Here is a 24,015-nt window from a genome sequence, read left to right as displayed (position 1 = left end):
TTTAGTTTTGCCATGGCTTTTTATTTTACGTGAATTATAATTTTGTTTGTGATAGTATATTAACAATTTAAACAAAATTAGGAGGAGTCAATCATGGGAATGCACCAATATTTGAAAAGTTTAAGTAATTTGGAAACAATTTATCGAGCACCGGGTTTTTTTAAATATCAAAAACATTCCGTTGCCGAACATTCATTTAAAGTGGCAGAGATTGCGCAATTTTTAGGTGACGTTGAAGAAAACGCCGGGAACGAGGTTAATTGGCGCTCACTGTATGAAAAATCATTAAATCATGATTATAACGAACGTTTTATTGGAGATATTAAAACTCCTGTTAAATATGCAACGTCGGATTTAAGAAGCATGCTAGCTAGCGTTGAGGATTCAATGAAGGATAACTTTGTTAAAAATGAAATTCCAGTTGAATTTCAGGCAGCATACGAACGTAGATTATCTGAAGGCAAGGATGAAACCTTAGAAGGTAAAATTCTGTCAGTTTCAGATAAGGTCGATTTACTTTATGAGTCTTTTGGTGAAATTCAAAAGGGAAATCCAGAGAGCGTATACACAGAAATTTACAAAGAAAGCCTGCGCACAATTGTTGAGTTTAAGGAAATGCCAAGCGTGGAGTATTTTTTGGATAACGTTTTGCCGGAACTTTTGAATGAAGAATTTACCGACCAATTGAAATTAGAACGAATCAGTCGAGAAATTATTCGGTAGCTAAGAATGGCGAAAGTATGTTCGGAGTGGTAGAATATTTGTAGTGAATTATGAACGAATATCAGTTAATGGCTGGGAGCCAGAATCTTGGATTTAGTCCCGGTCATTTTTCGTGAATGGAGGAAAACGAATGATTGAACGCGAAGAACATCGTGATTTTGAACTGGTTTCAAAGTATCAACCAACTGGCGATCAGCCGGCGGCAATTAAAGAACTTGTTGGTGGAATTAAAAGCGGTGAAAAAGAGCAAATTTTATTGGGTGCAACTGGAACTGGTAAAACATTTACGATTTCGAACGTAATTAAACAAGTTAATAAGCCGACGTTGATTTTGTCTCATAATAAAACCTTGGCTGGACAGTTATATGGGGAATTTAAACAATTCTTTCCAAACAATGCGGTTGAATATTTTGTCAGTTATTACGATTACTATCAGCCTGAAGCATACGTTCCTTCCAGTGACACATACATTGAAAAAGATTCAGCTATTAATGATGAGATTGATGAATTACGGCACTCGGCTACCAGTTCGTTACTAGAGCGGAACGACGTGATTGTCGTTGCTTCCGTTTCTAGTATTTTTGGGTTAGGTGACCCACGCGAATATCAAGACCAGGCGCTTACTTTGAGGGTTGGTCAAGAAATTGATCGAAATAAACTGCTAAGAGAATTGGTCGATATTCAGTATGATCGAAATGACATTGATTTTCAGCGTGGTCGTTTTCGAGTTCATGGGGATGTTGTCGAAATCTTTCCAGCAGCCAATGATGCGCATTCAATTCGAGTCGAATTTTTTGGTGATGAAATTGATCGAATGCGTGAAGTGGACGCGTTAACTGGAGAAATCATTGGCGATCGAGACCATATTACGATTTTCCCGGCGACGCATTTTATGACCAACGAGGATCGCATGGAACATGCAATTGAAGGTATTGAAATTGAACTGAAACAACGTTTAGCTGAGTTGGAGGGGGAAGGTAAGCTGCTCGAAGCTCAGCGACTCAAACAACGGACGACATATGATATTGAGATGTTAAAAGAGATGGGATATACCAATGGTATTGAAAATTATTCAAGGCATATGGATGGAAGAAAACCAGGCGAACCACCATATACGCTACTCGACTTCTTTCCGGATGATTTTCTTTTAGTTGTTGATGAATCCCACGTGACGATGCCACAGGTTCGGGGAATGTACAACGGTGATCGGGCTCGTAAACAGCAGTTGGTTGACTACGGTTTTCGTTTGCCAAGTGCTTTGGACAATCGTCCACTGAAGTTGGAGGAGTTTGAAAAGCATATTAATCAAGTCGTCTACATGTCAGCAACACCTGGGGATTATGAAAGTGAGCGAACTAATAACGTCGTTCAACAAATCATTCGTCCAACGGGCTTGCTTGATCCAATCATTGAAGTTCGACCGATTATGGGTCAAATGGATGATTTATTGGGTGAAATTAATCAACGTGTGGAAAAAAATGAACGAGTTTTTGTTACCACGTTGACGAAAAAAATGGCCGAAGATTTAACGGATTATCTAAAAGATATGGGCGTCAAGGTTGCGTATTTGCACAGCGATATTAAGACCCTCGAACGGACTAGAATTATACGAGATTTACGAATTGGCAAGTACGATGTACTGGTCGGAATCAATCTTTTGCGTGAAGGAATTGATGTTCCTGAAGTTTCACTTGTCGCAATTCTGGATGCTGATAAGGAAGGTTTCTTACGTAATACGAGATCAATGATCCAGGTCGTCGGTCGAGCGGCTCGTAACGAGAATGGACATGTTATTATGTATGCAGATCAAGTTACGCGTTCTATGCAGGAAACAATCGATGAAACTGCGCGTCGTCGGTCGATTCAAGAGGCATACAATGAGGAACACGGAATTACGCCACATACGATCAAAAAAGAGATTCGTTCGTTGATTTCTGCAACAACTGAATCTGAAGATCAGGGTCAAAAGGATGATTTCCTTGATGTTGACTTTGCCGATATGGATAGCAAAGATCAAAAAGAAATGATCGCAAATCTGGAAGATCAAATGCGAGCTGCAGCGAAGAAGCTTGACTTTGAAAAAGCGGCTAATCTACGTGACACAGTATTAGAATTAAAGGCACAAATCGACTAGGGGGAAGCTTTTTTGGCAAATGACAAAATTATTATTCATGGAGCTAGAGCTCATAATTTAAAGAATATTGATGTAACCATTCCACGAGACAAACTCGTGGTGGTAACAGGATTATCAGGTTCTGGGAAAAGTTCATTGGCGTTTGATACCTTATATGCTGAAGGCCAACGGCGATACGTTGAAAGTTTGTCCGCATATGCTCGCCAATTTTTAGGGCAAATGGATAAGCCGGACGTCGATTCGATTGATGGATTAAGTCCCGCAATCTCAATTGATCAGAAAACAACCTCTAAAAATCCACGTTCAACAGTCGGAACGGTTACTGAAATCAACGACTATCTACGACTATTGTGGGCACGAGTTGGACAACCCATTTGTCCAAATGATGGAACATTAATTACTAGTCAAACGGTGGAACAGATGGTTGATCGAGTTTTGGCTCTGCCAGAAAGAACCAAAGTTCAAATTATTTCACCAATTATTCGATCCAAAAAAGGACAACATAAAAAGATATTTGAAAAAGTGAAACGTGAAGGCTTCGTTCGAGTTCGTGTTGATGGCGAAACGATGGATGTCGAGGAAGTACCGGAACTAGAAAAAACTAAGGTACATTCAATTGACGTTGTTGTTGATCGGATTGTTGTTAAAGATGGAATCCGATCAAGACTGTTCGATTCTTTCGAGGCGTCTTTACGATTGAGTAACGGATATGCAACAGCCGATGTAATCGGTGAAGAACCAATTCTGTTTTCTGAACATTATTCATGTCCGATTTGTGGTTTTACGGTAGGAGAATTAGAACCTCGTCTCTTTTCATTTAACGCTCCGTTTGGTGCTTGTCCAGACTGTGATGGACTGGGAGTTAAACTGGAAGTCGATCTAGATCTTGTTGTGACAGATAGTACCAAGACGTTGAGAGAAGGGGTAATTGCACCCTGGAATCCGATTAGTTCACAGTATTATCCAACACTTTTAGAACAAGCGGCAGAGAGTTTTGGTATTGACATGGACACACCTTTTGAAGATTTACCAAAAGCTGATCAAAAGATTGTTTTGTATGGTTCAAAAGGTAAAAAGTTCCATTTTCATTACGAAAATGACTTTGGTGGAGTTCGTGACGTTGACTCAATTTTTGAGGGAGTCATCGTGAATATAGAACGGCGTTACCATGAAACTAACAGCGATTTTACACGGGATCAGATGCGTCAATATATGCGTGAGTTGACATGCCAGACTTGTCATGGATACCGTTTGAATCGTAAGGCATTGTCAGTGAAAGTGGACGGTAAACATATCGGAGAAGTTTCAGCATTACCAATTGATAGCGAGATTCAATTTTTTGGCAAGCTGATTTTTTCAGAACAGAACACGGCCATTGCGACGCCGATTTTAAAAGAAATAAAAGATCGATTAAACTTCTTACGAAATGTTGGACTAGAATACCTAACTTTGAGCCGTTCAGCACGAACGCTTTCAGGAGGGGAGGCACAACGAATTCGACTGGCAACTCAAATCGGTTCGAACCTCTCCGGTGTGCTTTATATTTTAGATGAACCGTCAATTGGGCTTCATCAACGTGATAACGACCGTTTAATTAGTTCCTTGAAGAAGATGCGTGATTTAGGTAATACATTGGTAGTTGTTGAACATGATGAAGATACCATGTGGGCAGCGGACTATTTGATTGATATTGGTCCTGGAGCGGGAGAAAATGGTGGCGAAGTAATGGCCGCTGGGACGCCCAAACAGGTGGCTAAAAGTCGAAAATCACTAACTGGCCAGTACTTATCTGGTAAAAAGTTTATTCCAGTGCCAACCGAGCGACGATCGGGGAATGGACAATCAATTACGTTAAAGGGCGTTCAAGAGAATAACCTAAAAAATATTAACGTCGATTTTCCTTTAGGCGAATTTATCGCAGTTACTGGCGTTTCTGGATCGGGAAAGTCAACTCTGGTTAATATGGTTTTAAAGCGCGTATTGGCTCAAAAGCTTAATCATAATTCAGAAAAACCCGGTAAATATAAATCAGTTAGTGGCATTAAAAATATTGAAAAAATTATTAATATTGACCAGACTCCGATTGGGCGGACTCCAAGAAGTAATCCTGCCACGTACACTAGTGTATTTGATGATGTCCGTGGTTTGTTCGCACAAACTAATGAGGCAAAACTAAGGGGATACACAAAGGGACGGTTCAGTTTTAATGTTAAAGGTGGCCGTTGTGAAGCCTGTAAAGGTGATGGGATTCTAAAGATTGAAATGAATTTTCTTCCAGATGTATACGTTCCTTGCGAAGTTTGTCATGGAACACGTTATAATTCAGAAACATTGGAAGTTAAGTATAAAGGAAAAACCATTGCGGATGTCCTAGAAATGACGGTTGAAGAGGCAGCTAAATTCTTTGATCCAATTCCAAAAATTGCGCGAAAATTGCAAACGATTATCGATGTTGGTTTAGGATACGTTCATTTAGGACAATCGGCGACAACCTTGTCTGGTGGTGAGGCACAGCGAATGAAGCTGGCTGCAGAATTACACAAGAAAGCTAACGGAAAGAATTTTTATATTCTAGATGAGCCGACAACCGGTCTGCATACGGATGACATTCGGCGATTGTTGGATGTTTTACAACGACTTGTGGACAACGGCAATACCGTTTTGGTGATTGAACATAATTTGGACGTCATCAAAACGGCCGATCATTTGATCGACTTAGGACCAGAAGGCGGCGAAGGTGGTGGTCAAATAATTGCCACGGGAACCCCAGAGGAGATTGCGGCAGTTTCTGAAAGCTACACTGGTCAATATTTAAAGGACGTTTTAGAGCGCGATACAAAGCGAACCAAGGCGCATCAAAAATAGTTTTAGCAAATGAAGTTAGGATTTAGGTTCTAACTTCATTTTTATCTTTTAAAAAAGACACACCCGGATGTGTTATACTGGAGTAGTTACCTTGATAGGGGGAATTGTTAATGAAGAATGAATCATTACAGTTAGTAGTAGTGACGGGAATGAGCGGCGCTGGAAAGACGGTTGCAATGCAGAGTTTTGAAGACTTAGGCTTCTTTTGTGTTGATAACATGCCACCAGCTTTACTACCAAAATTTTGGGAATTAATTAAAGAAAATGGAAAAATTAAAAAAGTAGCGTTAGTGGTTGATTTACGCTCGCGTGGTTTCTATGATCAAATTTTAACCATGCTATCTGGAAATGGATCTGATCAAGAAATTAAAACTGATGTTCTATTTTTAGATGCGACCGATAAGGAACTAGTAGCACGGTATAAAGAAACACGTCGTGCACATCCGTTGGCGATGGACGGACGAGTAGCTGATGGCGTCAGAAAAGAGCGAGAATTGTTAGCTCCAATAAAGTCGGAAGCACAAATTGTAATTGATACAACGGACCTAACTCCACGTGAACTTCGTGCCAATATTTTTGAACATTTCTCAACCAATAAAACGATTCCAAAGTTTCATGTTGAGGTTGTTTCGTTTGGATATAAGTATGGTATTCCAATTGATGCCGACATAATTATGGATGTTCGTTTTTTGCCAAATCCATACTATGTACCGGAATTAAAGGATAAGCTTGGTACTGATCGAGCGGTGTATGACTATGTAATGAACCAGCCAGCAACGGAGCAATTTTATCAGGATTACCTCAAACTCTTGACCGATATAATGCCGGGATATCAGCATGAAGGGAAGTCTAATTTGACCATTGCCATTGGATGTACCGGTGGACAACATCGTTCCGTTGCAATTGCAGAGCGCCTTGGTAAAGATTTATCTGAACATTATGTTACGCATATTTCGCACCGGGATGCAAATAAGCGAAAGGAAACGGTAAATCGATCATGATTAAAAAAACGGGACCAAAGATTGTAGTAATTGGTGGTGGGACGGGACTTCCAGTTATTCTAAGCGAGTTACACAAACGGAATGCAGACATTACGGCAATCGTAACGGTTGCTGACGATGGTGGATCATCCGGAATCATTCGAGATTACGTTAATGTTGTGCCACCAGGGGATATTCGAAATGTAATGGTTGCTTTATCGGATATTTCTCCACAACTGAAGGATATTTTTCAATATCGTTTTAAAAGTGAGGATAAATTCTTGGCGGGTCACGCCATTGGAAATTTAATTATTGCGGCGCTTTCTGAAATGCGTGGTGGAATTGACCCAGCAATCCGAGAGTTGTCTGAAATGCTTCAAGTTGAAGGGCACGTTTACCCCGCGAGTGCGGAGCCGTTGGTGTTACATGCTAAATTCACTGATGGTTCGAGTCTGGCCGGCGAGGCAGAGATCACTGCGGCCCATAAAAACATTAAGGAAATCTGGGTTGAAAACAATCCATGGAGTGAAAATAAAAAGCCTAAAGCGGTTCCTGAAGCACTGCAAGCAATTGAAAATGCTGACGAAATCATCTTGGGACCAGGAAGTTTGTTTACGAGCATCTTGCCTAATCTAATGATTGAAGATATCGGGCGTGCCGTTTTAAAAACCAAGGCTGAAGTTGTTTATATTTGCAATATCATGACTCAAAAAGGTGAAACAATCGATTTTACCGATGCTGAACATGTTAGAACACTAGATAAACACTTGGGACGTAATTTCATTGATACGGTGTTGGTTAATACAGAGGTGGTTCCAGAATCATACATGGATTTTAATCGATACGATGAGGTCTCAAAACAAGTAGTCCACGATTTTAAAGGACTCCGAGCACAGGGGGTACGAGTCATTTCAGACAATTTCTTATTGTTGAGGGATGGCGGTGCTTTCCATAATGGGAAAAAAGTAGTTGATGAATTAATGAACATCTGTAGTAATCCCATTGAGAAACACGATTAGGAGGACTATAAATTGTCATACGCTAGTGAAGTAAAAAAAGAGCTAACCAGTTTAGAAGTGCATGAAAATAATGCTAAGGCTGAATTGATGGCCTTAATTCGGATGAATGGTGCAATTGGGATCAGCAACCAGCAATTAACGTTGAACACGCAAACCGAAAATCCGGCCATTGCGAGAAGGATTTATTCTTTATTAAAGGAATTTTACCACCTTGAGGCCGAATTAAGCGTTCGTCGAAAAATGAAGTTAAAAAAGAATAATCTCTATATTGTTCGTTTACGGACGGGTGTGAAAGAATTATTAAATGATTTATCCATTTTGAAGGATGATTTTCAAATAAATGAAAAAGTCCCAGAAGGAATATTAACAGCAGAGTCAGAAGTGCGTTCCTATTTACGAGGGGCATTTTTGGCCAGTGGTTCGGTTAATAATCCGGAAACTAGTCGATACCATTTGGAAATTTATTCGTTGTATGAATCCCATAATCAGATGATTGCGGATTGGATTAATCGGTATAACTTTAACGCACGAACGACGGAACGGCGTAGCGGTTATATTGTCTATTTAAAGGAAGCAGAACACATTGCCGACTTCCTACAATTAATTGGCGCGACGAATTCAATGTTAAAATTTGAAGATGTGCGCATCATGCGGGACATGCGCAATTCGGTAAACCGACTAGTTAATTGCGAAACGGCGAATTTAAATAAGGTTGCTAATGCTTCAATGAAACAAATAAATAATATTCAGTACATTGACGAAACCGTTGGATTGGGTGAGCTACCGCCTAAGTTACGTGAAGTTGCCGAAACTAGGTTGGCACATCGCGAAGTTAGTTTGAAAGAATTAGGAGAACTAGTACCGGGTGGTCCAATCTCAAAATCTGGAATTAATCACCGACTAAGAAAAATAAATCAGTATGCCGAGAAACTCCGGGCATAAAGTTAAGAATTAGGGTCCTAGCAAGAACGTTGCTGGGATTCTTTTTTTTACAAATGTACCGGCAATAGTACAAAGAAAGCGATTGTAATTGGAATGTAAAATACGCCGATTTGCAATCATGATAATATTAAGTCGATATGATGAAAGATGAATAGTAAATTTAATTAAGGGAGTAGTAAGTGTATGGAAGTAAGAAAACATTATAAGATGTTTAAATCAGGAAAACAGTGGGTTTATGCCGGTATTGCAACTGCCAGTTTTGGATTAGCTGGAATTGGAAATAATGTAGCTAATGTACATGCAGACACGACTGAAAATAAAGACAGCGTTCGTCCAATTGATCAAAATACCACAATGGCACCTGTTAGTGAAGCAAGTGTCAAGTTGACCCAAAAATCGACCACTCAAACTAGTGCAAGTTCCAATGCGACCTTGAATACTAGTTCTGCTGCTGTATCAAGTTCAGCATCCAGTGCGGCGCAACAACAAAATACTAAGGCCACAAGTAGCGTCAGCGCTAAGACTAGTACAGCCGTTGCTCCTACGAGTAGTGCCGCCGTTACAACGGCAAAAACGACCACTACAGCGAAATCAACAACTAACACGGATGTTGAACCAGCGACTGCAAAAACATCAACTCAGAAAAGTTACACTGTCGATAATACTTATAAATTAGCTGAAAATGAGGGTAGTGATCAAAAAACCAACAATAAAATAATTGTTGCGCATGCGACCGGAACATATGCCCCAGCTAAGAATGTTGCAACTTTTGAAAAACGCGAATGGAGTACCGATCAAACCTACGTTCAATATATTGTTGGTGACGGTGGAAAGGTCTACGCCGTTGGTGAAGAAGGTTATGTTGCTTGGGGAGCTGGACAATGGGCTAATGAAAATGCTCCTGTTCAAGTCGAACTTGCACAAACCTATTCCGACGCTCAATTCAAAAAAGACTATACAACATATGTTAATTTACTTAGAGATTCCGCACAAAAATGGAATATTCCTGTTACGTTAGATGATAAAAAATATGTCGGGATTAAATCACACGTTTGGATCACCAATAATGTCTGGGGAAATCACGTTGACCCATACGGCTATTTAGCAACTCACGGTGTATCACAATCTCAATTTGCGCGTGATTTACAGTACGGATTTAATGCGAATTCGAATGGAACTAGCACCAATAATACTGGTTCAAACAGTGGTAATTCTTCAAATGGCAGTAATAACGTTGATAATTCCAAGATTAAAGTTGGATCCAACGTTACAATCAAGACTAGTGCTAAAAAATGGGCAACTGGTCAAGATATTTATGGTGCGGTTAAGGGCAAAACGTATAAGGTAATTCAAACAAATGGCTCGCGTCTATTGTTGGATAAGGTGGTTAGTTGGATTAACAAAGCAGATGTAACTGTTCCTGGTACGTCAGCCAATAATACAAATAATAGCCAAAATACTAGTCGTCCAACGACTAATACGAGCCAAGCAATTAAGGTCGGATCCAGTGTCACAATCAAGACGAATGCTAAGAAATGGGCAACCGGTCAAAATATTTATGGCGCGGTTAAAGGCAAAACGTACAAGGTAATTCAAACAAATGGCTCGCGTCTATTGTTGGATAAGGTGGTTAGTTGGATTAACAAAGCAGATGTAACTGTTCCTGGTACGTCAGCCAATAATACAAATAATAGCCAAAATACTAGTCGTCCAACGACTAATACAAGCCAAACAATTAAGGTTGGATCCAATGTCACCATCAAGACCAGTGCTAAGAAATGGGCAACCGGTCAAAATATTTATGGCGCGGTTAAAGGCAAAACGTACAAGGTAATTCAAACAAATGGCTCGCGTCTATTGTTGGATAAGGTGGTTAGTTGGATTAACAAAGCAGATGTAACTGTTCCTGGTACGTCAGCCAATAATACAAATAATAGCCAAAATACTAGTCGTCCAACGACTAATACAAGCCAAACAATTAAGGTTGGATCCAATGTCACCATCAAGACCAGTGCTAAGAAATGGGCAACCGGTCAAAATATTTATGGCGCGGTTAAAGGCCAAACCTACAAAGTAATTCAAACAAATGGTTCGCGTTTATTATTGGATAAGGTGGTCAGTTGGATTAATAAGTCAGATGTGACCGTTCCTGGTGGTACAACCAATGCAGCAACTAAGCCAACTACCAATAAACCAACGGGCAATGCAAACCAGTCAACAATCGGTGTAGGGTCCAACGTTACAATTAAATCAAGTGCTAAACGATGGGCAACCGGCCAAAATATTTACGACGGTGTAAAGGGGAAAACATATAAAGTAATTCAAACAAATGGTTCCCGATTACTCTTAGATAAGGTCGTTAGTTGGATCAATAAATCAGACGTGACGGTTCCTGGTAGTAATACTAGTAGCAATAGTGCTGGGAATTCCAGTTCATCACAGGTGATTAAATTATCAAATAGTGGTTGGACGAGTACACAAACCAATTTTGTCAATCAAATCGCCGCTGACGTGATGAGTGTATGTAAAGATAATGGCCTTTATGCATCTGTAGCAATGGCTCAGGCAGTATTGGAGAGCGCGTATGGAACGTCAGGACTAGCAAAACAAGCTAATAACTTATTCGGAATTAAGGCTGATAAGAATTGGACGGGCGATTACGTGACGATGAAGACTCAAGAAGTGATTAATGGAAGAACAGTGACCGTTAATGCTAAATTTAGAAAATATTCTTCGATTAAGGACTCAATTGCCGATTATGCTCAGAAATTGCAATCGAGACCTCAATATTCCAACGCATTCACTAATAAGGCCGCTAATTATATTGAATCAATTAAAGCAATTAAGGCTGGTGGATACGCAACGTCTACAACTTACGTAAGTAGCTTGATTAACTGTGTTAATACAAACGGATTTTATAAGCTGGACGGACGTACTTCAGCAATTACGCTCTAGTTTTTATTCTAGAAAAATGAAATAATACTGGTAAAGAGACTGTTCTTAACGTTGTTCAGTCTTTTTATTATTAAAGATGGGGATGAACTAAATGAATTATTCTGAATTTCAATTTGTCCAACTATGGGATGGAAGAATGGGAACAATTGTAAAAGTTTTGTCCAGTGGATATATGATTGAAGATAACTTCTGGGGCTGGTTAAAGATGAAAAATGGCGAAGACCCTAATCATTATATTTATCCACCTGTGGATATCGAAAAGACATTCACGGTTTTAGATGAAGAAATTGAAGGGGAAGCTCAAATGGCCGAAGAGGTGTTTGAATTCCGATATAAGATGATGGAAAGTGCTCTAGGAAATAAATAGTAGCTAATATAAAAAAGATGATGTGGATAAAGTTCGTCCACACCATCTTTTTTACTTTTAGATAAACATCAATTATTTGAGGTTATCATTTTTTTCCATAATACCATCAATCAGACCATATTCAACGGCATCTTGTGCTGTTAAGTAGTTATCACGTTCCGTATCGATATTGATCTTTTCAAGCGGTTGTCCAGAATTTTCAGCCAAAATGTTGTTTAATTCTCGACGAGTTTTCAAGATCTGTTCGGCAGCAATTTCAATTTCTGTTTGCTGGCCTTGAGCACCACCAGAAGGCTGATGAATCATGACCTCTGAATGTGGTAGAGCAAAGCGTTTGCCCTTTGTTCCAGAAGAAGCAAGGACACTGGCCATTGAAGCAGCCATACCCATCACGATTGTCTGAACATCAGATTTGATGAAGTTCATCGTGTCGTAGATTGCAAGTCCGGCAGTAACCACACCACCTGGAGAGTTAATGTAAAGGTAAATGTCTTTTTCTGAATCTTGTGCATCTAGGAAAAGCAATTGAGAGATAATCGAGTTTGCAAGATCATCATCAATTGGACCTGATAACATGATAATTCGATCTTTTAATAGTCGTGAGTAAATATCGTAAGCGCGTTCGCCGCGTGATGATTGTTCAATAACTGTTGGGACCAAGTTCATAACTTAGTAGCCTCCTTTAGTTTTGTAAAAATTTTAGTTATTAATTACTTAACATGGGTATAGTTTATATCAAAGGTCAAAAAAGGTCAAATGATTTTGCTCAGGTTGTCCATGAAGTAGAAATAATAAAAAAATATCGGGCATGTCAGCGAGATCCGACAGCAAAAGGTGGGGCGTTAGCGTAAATAAATTCAAGGAGTAGACCTAAGTTAACGACATTTGATGCATAAAAATAACACGAACAACTGATTGTTCGTGTTGAATTGGAAAACCCGGAAGAGTGTCCAGTGTGATTCCTTTGATGGCTATTAAATTCTGAGTGGTATATAATCGAAAATGTAAGCGAATTATAATTTAATGATTCAGGCTAATAAAATTATAATGAATCAAATACGAAGTGCCAATGCGCCATGAGGGAGTCGAACCCTCAGCTCGAGAACCGGAATCTCACGTGCTATCCATTACACTAACGGCGCCTGATGATATAATTTTACAGTAGAAATAGATAAAAAACAAGATAATTGTGGAGAATTACTATGGCAATGAAACAAGGATTTAGTCAAAATCAAGCACAACAACAAAAACAAATTCAACGACTGGCGATGACACAAACGCTTCAGCAGTCAATTCAGATGCTTCAATACAACGTGGAAGAACTCCAAAGTTTTCTGAAACAAAAAGAATTGGACAATCCTTTAATTACCGTTGAAATGGCTACTGAACAACCAATCAGTAAAATATCAGGGGATTCTGGCGCACATGAAGCCTTCATGAACCAAATTTCCAACGATCAGAGCCAATCATTATTTGATTACCTATTAGATCAGGTTCATCTTACCATGCGAGATACTCCATTAAGACATCTAGTTCTATTTTTATTAGATTTTGTCGATGATAACGGTTATTTACGAATTTCAAATGAAGATGTAATAAAAAGAACCGGAGCTGACGAAATTGCAATCATCGACGCGGTGACTTTACTCCAACAACTTGATCCACCGGGAGTAGGTGCACGAAATCTTCAAGAATCCTTGATGCTACAAACTGAAAATGACGAAGGATCACCGGATCAAGCTTATTTAGTTTTGGAAGATGCTTTTGATGACTTAGTCGGTCGACGTTGGGAAAAAATTGCTCGAAAATATAAAATCGAACTATCAGTTGTCCAAGAAATTTTTGATTATGTCAGAACTTTGACGCCTAACCCAGGAGCCGGTTTTGGAAAACAAGATCGTGGCTATATTATCCCAGACCTGATCTTTAAAATCGAAAATGGTGAGCCAAGATTGATACAATCTAAGGCGTCAAAGCCTAAGGTTAGTTTTGCCGATCAGTATTTTAAGCAACTTAAACAAACTACAGATGACGAAGTTCATAAGTATGCTGCCGAAAAAAAGAAGGAATACGACTGGATAGCTAAGAGTCTAGGACAACGCGAAGATACTATCTTGAGGGTGGGTAAAATCATTTTTGAGCGGCAACGTAACTTTTTCTTGAGTAAGACAAAGGAACTTAATCCTTTATTACTACGAGATGTTGCTAATAAATTGCATTTACACGAGTCAACAATCTCTAGAGCGGTTAATGGTAAATACATCTCGACACCATTTGGAACCTTTGAATTAAAGGCGTTTTTCAGTAACGCGGTCAATCAAAATAGTGATGTATCAGCCGATGCTGCTAAAGAACGAATTCGAAAAATTATTGATGCAGAAGATAAATCGAAGCCGATTTCCGACGCTAAAATCGAAAAAAATTTGAAGGATGATGGAATTACAATTTCACGAAGAACGGTCGCAAAGTATCGTGAAGCGTTGGGAATCCAATCATCTTCTAAAAGAAAACGTTTTGAATGAAGAGAAATTAATAAAACTTAAAGTTAAGTATTAAGTTTGCAAATTATGAATGAGCTTGTTATAATTTGTTTTGTAAGTGAGGTATACAACTAAAGTTAATTCTGAAGTTTGTGTGCCATTTATTTTTAACTTGTTGGGTCGTTTTGTGACATAGCTGGACAAAAACAGTCCAACGCAGGAGATAAGATAACATGGATGACAATGAGATGGATTTACTAGAATCTGTTGTTCCCGGTTTAATCGTCGAATTTCTACAACGATTTGATATTTTAAAGTCGATTGATCTGCTTGCTCCGGTTGGGAGAAGGATCTTATCTGAACATTTACATCTGAGTGAGCGGGTTCTACGATCACAGACAGATGCGTTAAAGTCACAAGGGCTGTTGACCAGTTCTCAGGCTGGAATGATGTTATCGGATGAAGGGCGTCGAGTCATGAATGGATTGGAGCCCTTGGCGAATCGTTTTCTAGGCTTGACTAGTCAAGAAAAGTTACTGGCGGAACGATTAAATATCGAGCGGTGTTTTATCGTGCGCGGTGACCGTACAGCTGGGGATGCAGTTACAAAACAACTTGGTACGATTTTAAATGATGCACTTGCAAAATTACTACCAGAGGGTAATAATATTATAGTGGTAATGGGCGGTTCGACGATGGCGTCGGTTGCTGCCCAGCTCACCCCAGAGCTTTCGGTTAGTCGTAAGCTGACCTTTGTTCCTGGACGGGGAGGAATCGGAGAGTCTGTTAATAAGCAGGCCAATTCCGTTGCAGCGACCATGGCGAAGAGAACGCATGGTGAGGCTCGCCCTCTCTATATACCAGAGCAATTAAGCGAAAGTACTTATCACCCACTATTGAATGAACCAACGGTTAAGCCGGTTCTTGAACTGATTAAGCATGCGGGAGTTGCAATTCATGGAATTGGGAACGCCGGTGTGATGGCAAGACGACGGGGAGTAAATGAAGAAATTAGTAATTATCTCCGGAAGGCAAAAGCAGTTGGTGAGGCATTTGGATCTTTCTATAATAAGGAAGGACGGATACTTTACCAGGTTCATCGAATTGGGTTACAGCTGAATGATGTTCAGCATTTCAATCATGTATTTGCCGTAGCCAGTGGGCACGACAAGGCTCAAGCAATTGAGTCTTACATGAAAATTGCACCACATCAGACCATTTTAATTACTGATGAGGGTGCCGCAAACGTGATTTTAAAAAAGTAAAGCCATTGTGACTTAACTTTTTAAAATAAATTATTTTTTTAGATTCCTAAAGGAGGAAATCTTAGTTATGACTGTAAAGATTGGTATTAATGGTTTTGGACGTATCGGTCGTTTAGCATTCCGTCGTATTCACGAATTGGGTGCAAAATCAAATGACATCGAAGTAGTTGCTATCAACGATTTGACAAGCCCTGCTTTATTAGCACACTTGCTTAAATATGATTCAACACATGGAACATTCCCTGGTGAAGTTAGTGCAACAGACGACTCAATCGTTGTTGACGGCAAGAACTACCGTGTTTACGCTGAACCAAAAGCTCAAGACATTCCTTGGGTTAAGGAAGACGGCGTTGACTTCGTACTTGAATGTACAGGTTTCTACACATCAAAAGAAAAGTCACAAGCTCATTTAGATGCTGGTGCTAAACGTGTATTAATCTCAGCTCCTGCTGGTTCAGACCTTAAGACTGTTGTTTACAACGTAAACGACGACATCTTGACTTCTGACGATCGTATCGTTTCAGCTGGTTCATGTACAACAAACTGTCTTGCACCAATGGCTTACTTCTTGAACAAAGAATTCGGCGTACAAGTTGGTACAATGACAACAATCCATGCTTACACAAGTACACAAATGTTACTTGATGGACCTGTTCGTGGTGGAAACTTCCGTGCTGCACGTTCTGCTGCTGCTAACACAATTCCTCATTCAACTGGTGCTGCTAAGGCTATTGGTCTTGTAATCCCAGAATTGAACGGTAAGTTACAAGGACATGCACAACGTGTATCTGTTGTTGATGGTTCATTGACAGAACTTGTTTCAATCCTTGACAAAGAAGTTACAGCTGACGAAGTAAATGCTGCTATCAAGAAGCATACAGAAGGTAACGAATCATTTGGTTGGAACGAAGACGAAATCGTATCAAGTGACATCATTGGCACAACATACGGTTCAATCTTTGACCCAACACAAACAGAAGTTACAACAGCTGGCGACAAGCAATTAGTTAAGACTGTTGCTTGGTACGACAACGAATATGGCTTCACTTGCCAAATGGTACGTACTTTATTGAAATTTGCTACTCTTTAAGATCAAATCTTAAACGTTTGTAGATTTCAAACCGTCTAATCGGTCTGGAGACGGAGGGAGGTCACTTCCTCCGTCTCTTTTTTTAGGAAAAATAATTTATTATATTTAAGGAGGAATTCTCTTGGCTAAATTAACAGTTTCAGATTTAGATGTAAAAGACAAGAAAGTTTTGATGCGCGTTGATTTTAACGTGCCAGTTAAAAACGGTGTGATTGGTGACGATAACCGAATCGTTGCTGCACTTCCAACAATCAAATACACCATTGACAATGGTGGAAAGGCAATTTTATTCTCTCATTTAGGTCGTATTAAGACTGAAGAAGATAAGAAGGAACTTACACTACGTCCAGTTGCTCAACGTTTATCAGACTTACTTGGCAAGCCAGTAACATTTGTTCCTGTAACACGTGGTGCACAATTAGAAGATGCTATCAATGGTATGAATGACGGCGATGTTTTACTATTTGAAAACACACGTTTTGAAGATCTTGATGGTAAGAAGGAAAGTGGAAACGATCCTGAATTAGGCCAATACTGGGCATCACTTGGTGACATGTTCGTTAATGATGCTTTCGGTACAGCTCATCGTGCTCATGCTTCAAACGTTGGAGTTGCAGAAGCAATGAAGGCTGATGGTAAGAAAGTTGCTGCCGGTTTCCTTATGGAAAAAGAAATTAAATTCTTGGGTGAAGCTGTTGATGATCCAAAGCATCCTTTTGTTGCAATCTTAGGTGGTGCTAAGGTTTCTGATAAGATCGGTGTCATTGATCACTTACTTGATAAGGCTGATAAAGTTATTATCGGTGGTGGTATGACGTATACATTCTACGCTGCTAAAGGCATGAGTATTGGTAACTCACTCGTTGAAGCTGACAAGATTGATGTTGCTAAAGAAATCCTTGCAAAGGGTGGCGACAAAATTGTCCTTCCTGTTGATAGTGTAGTTGCTGAAAAATTTGATAACGATGTTCCAAATAAAGTTGTTGAAGGCGACATTCCTGATGGATACATGGCACTTGATATTGGACCAAAATCAGTTGCTGAATTTAAGGATGTTCTTAAAGATGCTAAGACGGTTGTATGGAATGGACCAATGGGTGTATTCGAAATGAGTAATTACGCTAACGGTACACTTGAAGTTGGTAAATTCTTGGGTACACTTTCAGATGCAACGACAATTGTTGGTGGTGGTGATTCAACTGCTGCTGTTAAGCAATTGGGAGTTGGCGACCAATTGACACATATTTCAACTGGTGGTGGAGCTTCACTTGAATACCTTGAAGGTAAAGAACTTCCTGGTATCGCTGCTATCTCAAACAAGTAGACTAATACAATCGTGCAGGATGAGAGCTAATTTGCTTCTCATTTTCTGCTACATATTTCTTAATTAAGAAAGGATGTTTTATTTTGCGTACTCCAATCATTGCTGGAAACTGGAAAATGAATAAAAACCCCCAAGAAACTCAAGAATTCTTGGATGCTGTTAAAGGAAAATTGCCTGATGCGTCTGTTGTAGAATCAGTTATTGCTGCTCCTGCAATTGATTTAAACGCTCTTGTATGGTTCTCAAAGGATGAACCACTTAAAGTGGCTGCTGAAAACAGTTACTTTGAAGACGAAGGTGCTTTTACTGGTGAAACTAGTCCAAAAGCCCTCTCAGAAATGGGTGTTAACTACGTTGTGATTGGTCATTCAGAACGTCGTCAATATTTTGGCGAAACTGATGAAGACATCAACAAAAAGGCTAAAGCAATTTTCAGAAACAACATGACACCAATTATTTGCTGTGGCGAAACGCTTGAACAACGTGAAGCCGGCGAAACCAATGAATGGGTTGCTGGTCAAATCACAAATGCTCTTAAGGGTCTAACGGCAGAACAAGTTGCTTCATCTGTTTTGGCTTACGAACCAATTTGGGCAATTGGTACTGGTAAGACTGCTACAAGTGATCAAGCTCAAGAAGTATGTCACGTTATTCGTGAAACAGTTGCAAAGCTATACGACCAAACTGTTGCCGACAAAGTTCGAATTCAATACGGTGGTAGTGTAAAACCTGCTAACGTTGCTGAACTAATGGATAAAGAAGATATTGATGGTGGTCTTGTTGGTGGTGCATCACTAGATCCAGAATCATTCTTACAATTAGTTAACTATCAAGGTTAATCTAGGGTTAATTTAATTTTAAAAATGTAATATAATAAATACTGCATTAGCAGATTAAAAATGTGAGGAGATATATATAATGTCACTTATTACTGATATTTATGCACGCGAAGTCTTAGACTCACGTGGTAACCCAACTGTTGAAGTTGAAGTTTATACTGAAGATGGCGGTTTTGGCCGTGGAATTGTTCCTTCAGGTGCTTCTACAGGTGAACATGAAGCTGTTGAACTTCGTGATGGAGACAAGAGTCGTTACGAAGGTAAGGGTGTTGAAAAGGCTGTTGCTAACGTTAATGGTCCAATCGCAAAGGAAATTGTTGGCTTTGAAGTAACTGACCAAATTGCCATTGATAAAGCAATGATCAATTTAGATGGTACTCCAAATAAGGGTAAGCTTGGTGCTAACGCTATCTTGGGTGTTTCATTAGCTGTTGCTCGTGCAGCTGCAGATGAACTACAAGTTCCTCTTTACAACTACATTGGCGGTTCAAACGCTCATGTACTTCCAACACCAATGATGAACGTTATCAATGGTGGTGCTCACTCAGAAAACAAAGTGGACTTCCAAGAATTCATGATTATGCCTGTTGGTGCTCCTTCTGTTAAGGAAGCTATCCGTATGGGTTCAGAAACTTTCCACGCATTGAAGAGCCTTCTATCAGCTGATGGAAAAGCTACTTCAGTTGGTGACGAAGGTGGATTTGCACCTGACTTTGCTAACAACGAAGAACCACTTCAATACCTTATCAAAGCTATTGAAAAGGCTGGTTACAAGCCAGGTAAAGACGTTGCTATCGCAGTTGACGTTGCTGCTTCAGAACTTTGGAATGATGAAGACAAGAAGTACAAGCTTCGCTGGTCAACTGGTGAAGAATTTGATACATCTGAATTCGTTAAATACCTTGAAGGTTTAGTAAACAAATACCCAATCATTTCAATCGAAGATCCAATCGATGAAAACAACTGGGAAGACTGGGCAAGCATTACAAAAGAACTTGGCAAGAAAGTTCAACTTGTTGGTGATGATTTCTTCGTTACAAACACAGAATACCTTGCTAAGGGAATTAAGATGGGTGCTGCTAACTCAATCCTTATCAAAGTTAACCAAATCGGTACACTTACAGAAACTATGGAAGCTATCGAAATGGCTAAAGAAGCTGGTTATACAGCTATCGTTTCCCACCGTTCTGGTGAAACTGAAGATACAACAATTGCTGACTTAGTTGTTGCTACAAATGCTGGTCAAATTAAGACTGGTTCAATGAGTCGTACAGATCGTATCGCTAAGTACAACCAATTGATGCGTATCGAAGATCAACTAGAAGGTGTTGCAGAATACAAAGGGATCCATTCATTCTACAACCTTAGTGCAGACGCACGCGAAAACATTATTAATAAGTAATTAATTTAATAATAATTTGATTTTCAAAGAGATGAGCAAAGATTTTGTTCATCTCTTTTTTTTGCGATTAAATTGGAATTCACTCGTAAATATGTTAAATTAGTACTAGAACTTATTAAGAATATGAAGGAGGTCATCTCGTGTATTCACTATTGATGACAATTCTGTTGATTCTGTCAGTAATAATTATCATTGCGGTAATGATGCAGCCAGCAAAAACTGACAGTGCAATGTCTTCATTAACGGGTGGTGCTGGTGACCTATTTGCAAAGCAAAAACCACGTGGATTTGAAGCATTCATGCAAAAAGTAACGGCATTCTTGCTTTTCTTGTTTTTTGCTATCACCATTGCAATGGTTTACGTATCTGCACATTAAAGAGGAACGTATAGAACATAAAAATTGCATTTAGCGAGTTCTGAAAATCAGAACAATCAAGAATGGCTAAAGTCAAAATCAAGACTGGTTTTGTCTTTAGCTTTTTTATTTAATCTATGTAGAATTATGAGGTAAAAAATGGAATCAAATAAACTTCAATCTTCAATTATCAATTACTTGGAACAACGTCCAACACAAAAATTTACTGCTGAAGAACTTTTTAAAGGGCTCACCCTTGAAGGAGCCAGTGTTTTTAATATTCTGGTGAAGGAATTGGCGGTTATGGAGCGTTCAAATAAAGTTGAAATTACTGAGGATGGTAAATTTAAATTAGCTCGTCCCAAAAACCAATTATTAGTACACGGAATTTTCCATGCGAATGATCGTGGCTTTGGATTTGTTGCCGTAGAAGGCGATGAAATTCCGGATATTTACATTAGTGAAGATCATACGGCCTATGCATTAAATATGGATGAAGTCGATGTCAAAATTACCCGACCATCTAAGAAGGGTGACGATCGTGGACCAGAAGGAATCGTTAAAAAAATAACGGATCGTCATTTTACCCAGGCCGTTGGTGAGTTCGAATTCGCTCCTGATCCTGAACATAATGTCCTAGGACATGTAAATCTCAAGGATAAAAAGATGGCATCATATCAATTTGATGTTTTGGAAGGCGGAATCCAGCCGGAAGACGGTGCCATCATAACGGCACAAGTAACACAGTATCCAAAACCTCGTGCACCAAAATTAATCGCTGGGATTGCTGAGGAAACAATTGGACATCGTGATGATCCGGGAGTTGATATTCTCGAAATTGTTTATCAACATGAACTTCCAATTGAATTTCCAGAAGACGTTAAGGAAGAGATCGCTAATATTCCTGATTTTGTCACGGACGAAGAAAAGAAGGGTCGAATTGACCTAAGAGATGAAGTAGTTGTGACAATTGATGGCGATGATTCGAAGGACTTTGATGATGCCGTTGGACTGAAAGTCTTAGATAATGGTAATTACCGATTGTTGGTTAATATTGCTGATGTATCACATTACGTTAAAGAGGGTTCGCCATTAGACCGAGAAGCATACCGGCGTAGCACCAGTGTTTATTTAACAGATCGAGTAATTCCTATGCTTCCGCGTAAACTTTCTAATGGAATTTGTTCATTAAACCCAAATGTTGAACGTTTGGCGATGACTTGTGACATGGAAATTACGCCGGAAGGTAAGGTTGTTAGCCATAAGATTTATCCAAGTGTTATCGAATCTAACGCACGGATGACATATAACAATGTTAATAAGATTCTTGAATCAAAAGACGAAAAAACAATGGAACGCTATCAAGAGCTACTTCCAATGTTTGAACAAATGGGTCAGTTGCATAAGGTGCTTTTAAAGCAACGTAAAAAACGTGGAGCGATTGAATTTGACGATAATGAAGCACAAATCATCGTTGATGAGACCGGTCACCCAATTGATATTAAAATTCGGGTTAGAGGGACTTCTGAAAGAATGATTGAATCGTTCATGTTAGCAGCTAACGAAACCGTTGCAGAGCATTATTACAACGCGCATGTTCCATTTTTATATCGGGTTCATGAAACTCCTGATGGGGATCGAATGCTGTCCTTCTTTGAATTTTTAACTAACTTTGGTCATGTGGTAAAAGGAAGTACAAAAGACCTCAAGCCTAAGATGATGCAAAGTGTATTGAAACAGGTTGCTGGCACACCCGAAGAGGCAATGATCTCTGTAATGATGCTTAGAAGTATGAAGCAGGCTAAATACGATGCGCAATCGCTTGGCCATTTTGGCTTGGCAGCTAAATACTATACGCACTTTACTTCACCTATTCGACGATATCCAGATTTATTTGTTCACCGTTTGATTCGACACTATGCTGAAGATGGATTAGGTGATGAATCACAAAGTCAATATATTGACCGTATTCCGGAAATTGCAGAACATACATCGAAACTAGAGCGACGGGCAATTGATACGGAACGAGATGTTGATGGAATGAAGAAGGCCGAATACATGGCCGATCATGTTGGTGAAGAATTCCACGCGGTAGTAAGTTCAGTGATGAAATTTGGTTTGTTTGTTGAACTTGAAAATACCGTTGAAGGGCTTGTCCATATTAGTACGATGAAGGACGACTACTATGAATATGTCGAAAATCAGATGGCATTAGTTGGTCGAAATACCCACCGGACTTTCCAAATTGGTCAAGAAGTTGAAATTAAATTGATGCGTGTGGACAAAGATCAATCTGAAGTTGACTTTGAACTTCTTCATCCAGAAAAAACACCTACTAGTGAAATACAGCTACCACCACGCAAACCATTTAATAAAAATGCTAAGCGCGGTGGAAAAAAGCCACAAGGTAAAAATAACAATTATAATAAACAAGGTAATAAGAAACCTTTTTATAAGGATAATGCGGTTAAGAAATTTTCTAAAAATACTTCTCATAAGAAATAGGGGAGGTTGTTTTAATGGTCAAAAAGAATAAAGCTAAAGACAGTGCACTTGCTCAAAACAAAAAGGCCCGTCATGATTATTCGATTCTTAGTACTTTTGAAGCAGGAATCGTTTTGACGGGGACTGAAATTAAATCTGTTCGAGAACGAAGAATTACTTTAAGAGATGGATTTGTTCAAATTCGTCGGGGAGAAGCGATTTTGATGAATGTGCAGATTAGTGAGTATCTGCAAGGGAATCAATTTAATCACGATCCTTTTAGAAATAGAAAGTTGCTATTGCATAAAAAAGAAATCTTGAAGTTGCAAGAGGAGACTAAGAACAAAGGAATCACAATTGTTCCTCTGAAAGTATATCTTAAAGATGGCTTCGCAAAAGTACTAATTGGTGTTGCTAAAGGTAAGCATGAATATGATAAGCGCGAATCACTAAAGAAACGCGATCAGCAGCGCGAAATTGATCGAGCACTGAAAAATCATTAAAAAGGGATTATTCATATACAATATTCACGATAAATTGTTAAAAGCAATTGGATTTTGTGAATAAAATGTATTATGGATAATCTCTTTTTTATTTTTTAAATTTTAATAGTGACAAGTGAGTATTTATTTGATAATATAATAAATGTTCGTTTTTAACAGAGACCTTGTAGTTTTGTTAACAAATGAATGGACTAAACTTTGAGATTAAATCACGTTGTTCTTTTTTTAAAAATAATTCGTAAAAAAAGTTGACAATGATATATCTCGATGGTATAGTTAAATAGTTG

Annotated in this window: 18 protein-coding genes and 1 tRNA gene; 17 read left to right on the top strand and 2 right to left on the bottom strand. The window is 39.1% G+C overall.

Annotation, left to right across the window (positions count from 1 at the left end; translation table 11 throughout):
- The first annotated feature begins 93 nt into the window (after window positions 1-93).
- From IV81_RS02990 to IV81_RS02955, 8 genes are all read left to right on the top strand, one after another.
- On the top strand, window positions 94-723 hold the full coding sequence (locus tag IV81_RS02990) for a YfbR-like 5'-deoxynucleotidase (RefSeq protein WP_057802149.1): 630 nt from the start codon (window positions 94-96) through the stop codon (window positions 721-723).
- A 130-nt stretch (window positions 724-853) separates the two neighbouring features.
- Window positions 854-2,857 carry an excinuclease ABC subunit UvrB gene (uvrB, locus tag IV81_RS02985; RefSeq protein WP_057802147.1) on the top strand — a complete coding sequence of 668 codons (2,004 nt, stop codon included), beginning with the start codon at window positions 854-856 and terminating at the stop codon, window positions 2,855-2,857.
- Window positions 2,858-2,869: 12 nt separating this feature from the next.
- Entirely contained in the window at window positions 2,870-5,722 is a 2,853-nt protein-coding gene (gene uvrA / locus IV81_RS02980) for an excinuclease ABC subunit UvrA (RefSeq protein ID WP_057802146.1), read from the top strand.
- Between the two features lie 110 nt (window positions 5,723-5,832).
- On the top strand, window positions 5,833-6,723 hold the full coding sequence (gene rapZ / locus IV81_RS02975) for an RNase adapter RapZ (protein ID WP_057802144.1): 891 nt from the start codon (window positions 5,833-5,835) through the stop codon (window positions 6,721-6,723).
- On the top strand, window positions 6,720-7,721 hold the full coding sequence (locus IV81_RS02970; protein ID WP_057802142.1) for a gluconeogenesis factor YvcK family protein: 1,002 nt from the start codon (window positions 6,720-6,722) through the stop codon (window positions 7,719-7,721). The genes rapZ and IV81_RS02970 overlap by 4 nt, the downstream gene beginning before the upstream one ends.
- A 12-nt stretch (window positions 7,722-7,733) precedes the next feature.
- Entirely contained in the window at window positions 7,734-8,663 is a 930-nt protein-coding gene (whiA, locus tag IV81_RS02965) for a DNA-binding protein WhiA (protein WP_057802140.1), read from the top strand.
- A gap of 183 nt (window positions 8,664-8,846) precedes the next feature.
- The gene (locus tag IV81_RS02960) at window positions 8,847-11,618 is read left to right on the top strand and encodes a glucosaminidase domain-containing protein (protein WP_057802138.1); all 2,772 of its coding nucleotides are present in this window, start codon (window positions 8,847-8,849) and stop codon (window positions 11,616-11,618) included.
- Between the two features lie 91 nt (window positions 11,619-11,709).
- Entirely contained in the window at window positions 11,710-11,985 is a 276-nt protein-coding gene (locus IV81_RS02955) for a hypothetical protein (RefSeq protein WP_057802136.1), read from the top strand.
- A 72-nt stretch (window positions 11,986-12,057) separates the two neighbouring features.
- On the opposite strand, the gene clpP is transcribed toward IV81_RS02955, so the two are convergent.
- Together clpP and IV81_RS02945 are read right to left on the bottom strand one after the other, a co-directional pair.
- Entirely contained in the window at window positions 12,058-12,651 is a 594-nt protein-coding gene (gene clpP / locus IV81_RS02950; protein ID WP_057802134.1) for an ATP-dependent Clp endopeptidase proteolytic subunit ClpP, read from the bottom strand.
- A 404-nt stretch (window positions 12,652-13,055) separates the two neighbouring features.
- Window positions 13,056-13,127, bottom strand: a tRNA-Arg gene (locus IV81_RS02945).
- 60 nt (window positions 13,128-13,187) lie between these two features.
- Here IV81_RS02945 and rpoN point away from each other — a divergent pair.
- From rpoN to smpB, 9 genes are all read left to right on the top strand, one after another.
- Entirely contained in the window at window positions 13,188-14,507 is a 1,320-nt protein-coding gene (rpoN, locus tag IV81_RS02940; protein WP_057802132.1) for an RNA polymerase factor sigma-54, read from the top strand.
- A 191-nt stretch (window positions 14,508-14,698) separates the two neighbouring features.
- The gene (locus IV81_RS02935; protein ID WP_057802130.1) at window positions 14,699-15,730 is read left to right on the top strand and encodes a sugar-binding transcriptional regulator; all 1,032 of its coding nucleotides are present in this window, start codon (window positions 14,699-14,701) and stop codon (window positions 15,728-15,730) included.
- Window positions 15,731-15,797: 67 nt separating this feature from the next.
- Entirely contained in the window at window positions 15,798-16,820 is a 1,023-nt protein-coding gene (gap, locus tag IV81_RS02930) for a type I glyceraldehyde-3-phosphate dehydrogenase (RefSeq protein ID WP_057802128.1), read from the top strand.
- 121 nt (window positions 16,821-16,941) lie between these two features.
- Complete coding sequence (locus tag IV81_RS02925) at window positions 16,942-18,144, top strand: phosphoglycerate kinase (RefSeq protein WP_057802126.1); 1,203 nt, start codon at window positions 16,942-16,944, stop codon at window positions 18,142-18,144.
- Between the two features lie 83 nt (window positions 18,145-18,227).
- Window positions 18,228-18,983: a triose-phosphate isomerase gene (gene tpiA, locus IV81_RS02920; RefSeq protein WP_057802124.1), complete on the top strand. Its 756-nt coding sequence runs from the start codon at window positions 18,228-18,230 to the stop codon at window positions 18,981-18,983.
- 79 nt (window positions 18,984-19,062) lie between these two features.
- A complete protein-coding gene (eno, locus tag IV81_RS02915) occupies window positions 19,063-20,385 on the top strand; it encodes a phosphopyruvate hydratase (protein ID WP_057802122.1) in 1,323 nt (440 codons plus the stop codon).
- A 140-nt stretch (window positions 20,386-20,525) separates the two neighbouring features.
- Window positions 20,526-20,762 carry a preprotein translocase subunit SecG gene (gene secG / locus IV81_RS02910; RefSeq protein ID WP_057802120.1) on the top strand — a complete coding sequence of 79 codons (237 nt, stop codon included), beginning with the start codon at window positions 20,526-20,528 and terminating at the stop codon, window positions 20,760-20,762.
- Window positions 20,763-20,900: 138 nt separating this feature from the next.
- On the top strand, window positions 20,901-23,246 hold the full coding sequence (gene rnr, locus IV81_RS02905; RefSeq protein ID WP_057802118.1) for a ribonuclease R: 2,346 nt from the start codon (window positions 20,901-20,903) through the stop codon (window positions 23,244-23,246).
- A gap of 14 nt (window positions 23,247-23,260) precedes the next feature.
- A complete protein-coding gene (gene smpB, locus IV81_RS02900) occupies window positions 23,261-23,728 on the top strand; it encodes an SsrA-binding protein SmpB (protein WP_057802116.1) in 468 nt (155 codons plus the stop codon).
- Window positions 23,729-24,015: the final 287 nt, after the last annotated feature.

Origin of the sequence: Pediococcus stilesii, from assembly GCF_001437075.1 — a bacterium.
GTDB lineage: Bacteria > Bacillota > Bacilli > Lactobacillales > Lactobacillaceae > Pediococcus > Pediococcus stilesii.
Note: the sequence above shows the minus strand (reverse complement) of the source record. Positions and strands in the feature narration are given on the sequence as shown.

What these genes read in the sequence shown, in the direction of transcription:
- IV81_RS02990 (WP_057802149.1), top strand. Translation starts at nt 94, where the DNA reads ATGGGAATGCACCAATATTTGAAAAGTTTAAGTAATTTGGAAACAATT.
- uvrB (WP_057802147.1), top strand. Translation starts at nt 854, where the DNA reads ATGATTGAACGCGAAGAACATCGTGATTTTGAACTGGTTTCAAAGTAT.
- rapZ (WP_057802144.1), top strand. Translation starts at nt 5,833, where the DNA reads ATGAAGAATGAATCATTACAGTTAGTAGTAGTGACGGGAATGAGCGGC.
- IV81_RS02970 (WP_057802142.1), top strand. Translation starts at nt 6,720, where the DNA reads ATGATTAAAAAAACGGGACCAAAGATTGTAGTAATTGGTGGTGGGACG.
- IV81_RS02960 (WP_057802138.1), top strand. Translation starts at nt 8,847, where the DNA reads ATGGAAGTAAGAAAACATTATAAGATGTTTAAATCAGGAAAACAGTGG.
- IV81_RS02955 (WP_057802136.1), top strand. Translation starts at nt 11,710, where the DNA reads ATGAATTATTCTGAATTTCAATTTGTCCAACTATGGGATGGAAGAATG.
- clpP (WP_057802134.1), bottom strand. Translation starts at nt 12,651, where the DNA reads ATGAACTTGGTCCCAACAGTTATTGAACAATCATCACGCGGCGAACGC.
- rpoN (WP_057802132.1), top strand. Translation starts at nt 13,188, where the DNA reads ATGGCAATGAAACAAGGATTTAGTCAAAATCAAGCACAACAACAAAAA.
- IV81_RS02935 (WP_057802130.1), top strand. Translation starts at nt 14,699, where the DNA reads ATGGATGACAATGAGATGGATTTACTAGAATCTGTTGTTCCCGGTTTA.
- gap (WP_057802128.1), top strand. Translation starts at nt 15,798, where the DNA reads ATGACTGTAAAGATTGGTATTAATGGTTTTGGACGTATCGGTCGTTTA.
- eno (WP_057802122.1), top strand. Translation starts at nt 19,063, where the DNA reads ATGTCACTTATTACTGATATTTATGCACGCGAAGTCTTAGACTCACGT.
- rnr (WP_057802118.1), top strand. Translation starts at nt 20,901, where the DNA reads ATGGAATCAAATAAACTTCAATCTTCAATTATCAATTACTTGGAACAA.
- smpB (WP_057802116.1), top strand. Translation starts at nt 23,261, where the DNA reads ATGGTCAAAAAGAATAAAGCTAAAGACAGTGCACTTGCTCAAAACAAA.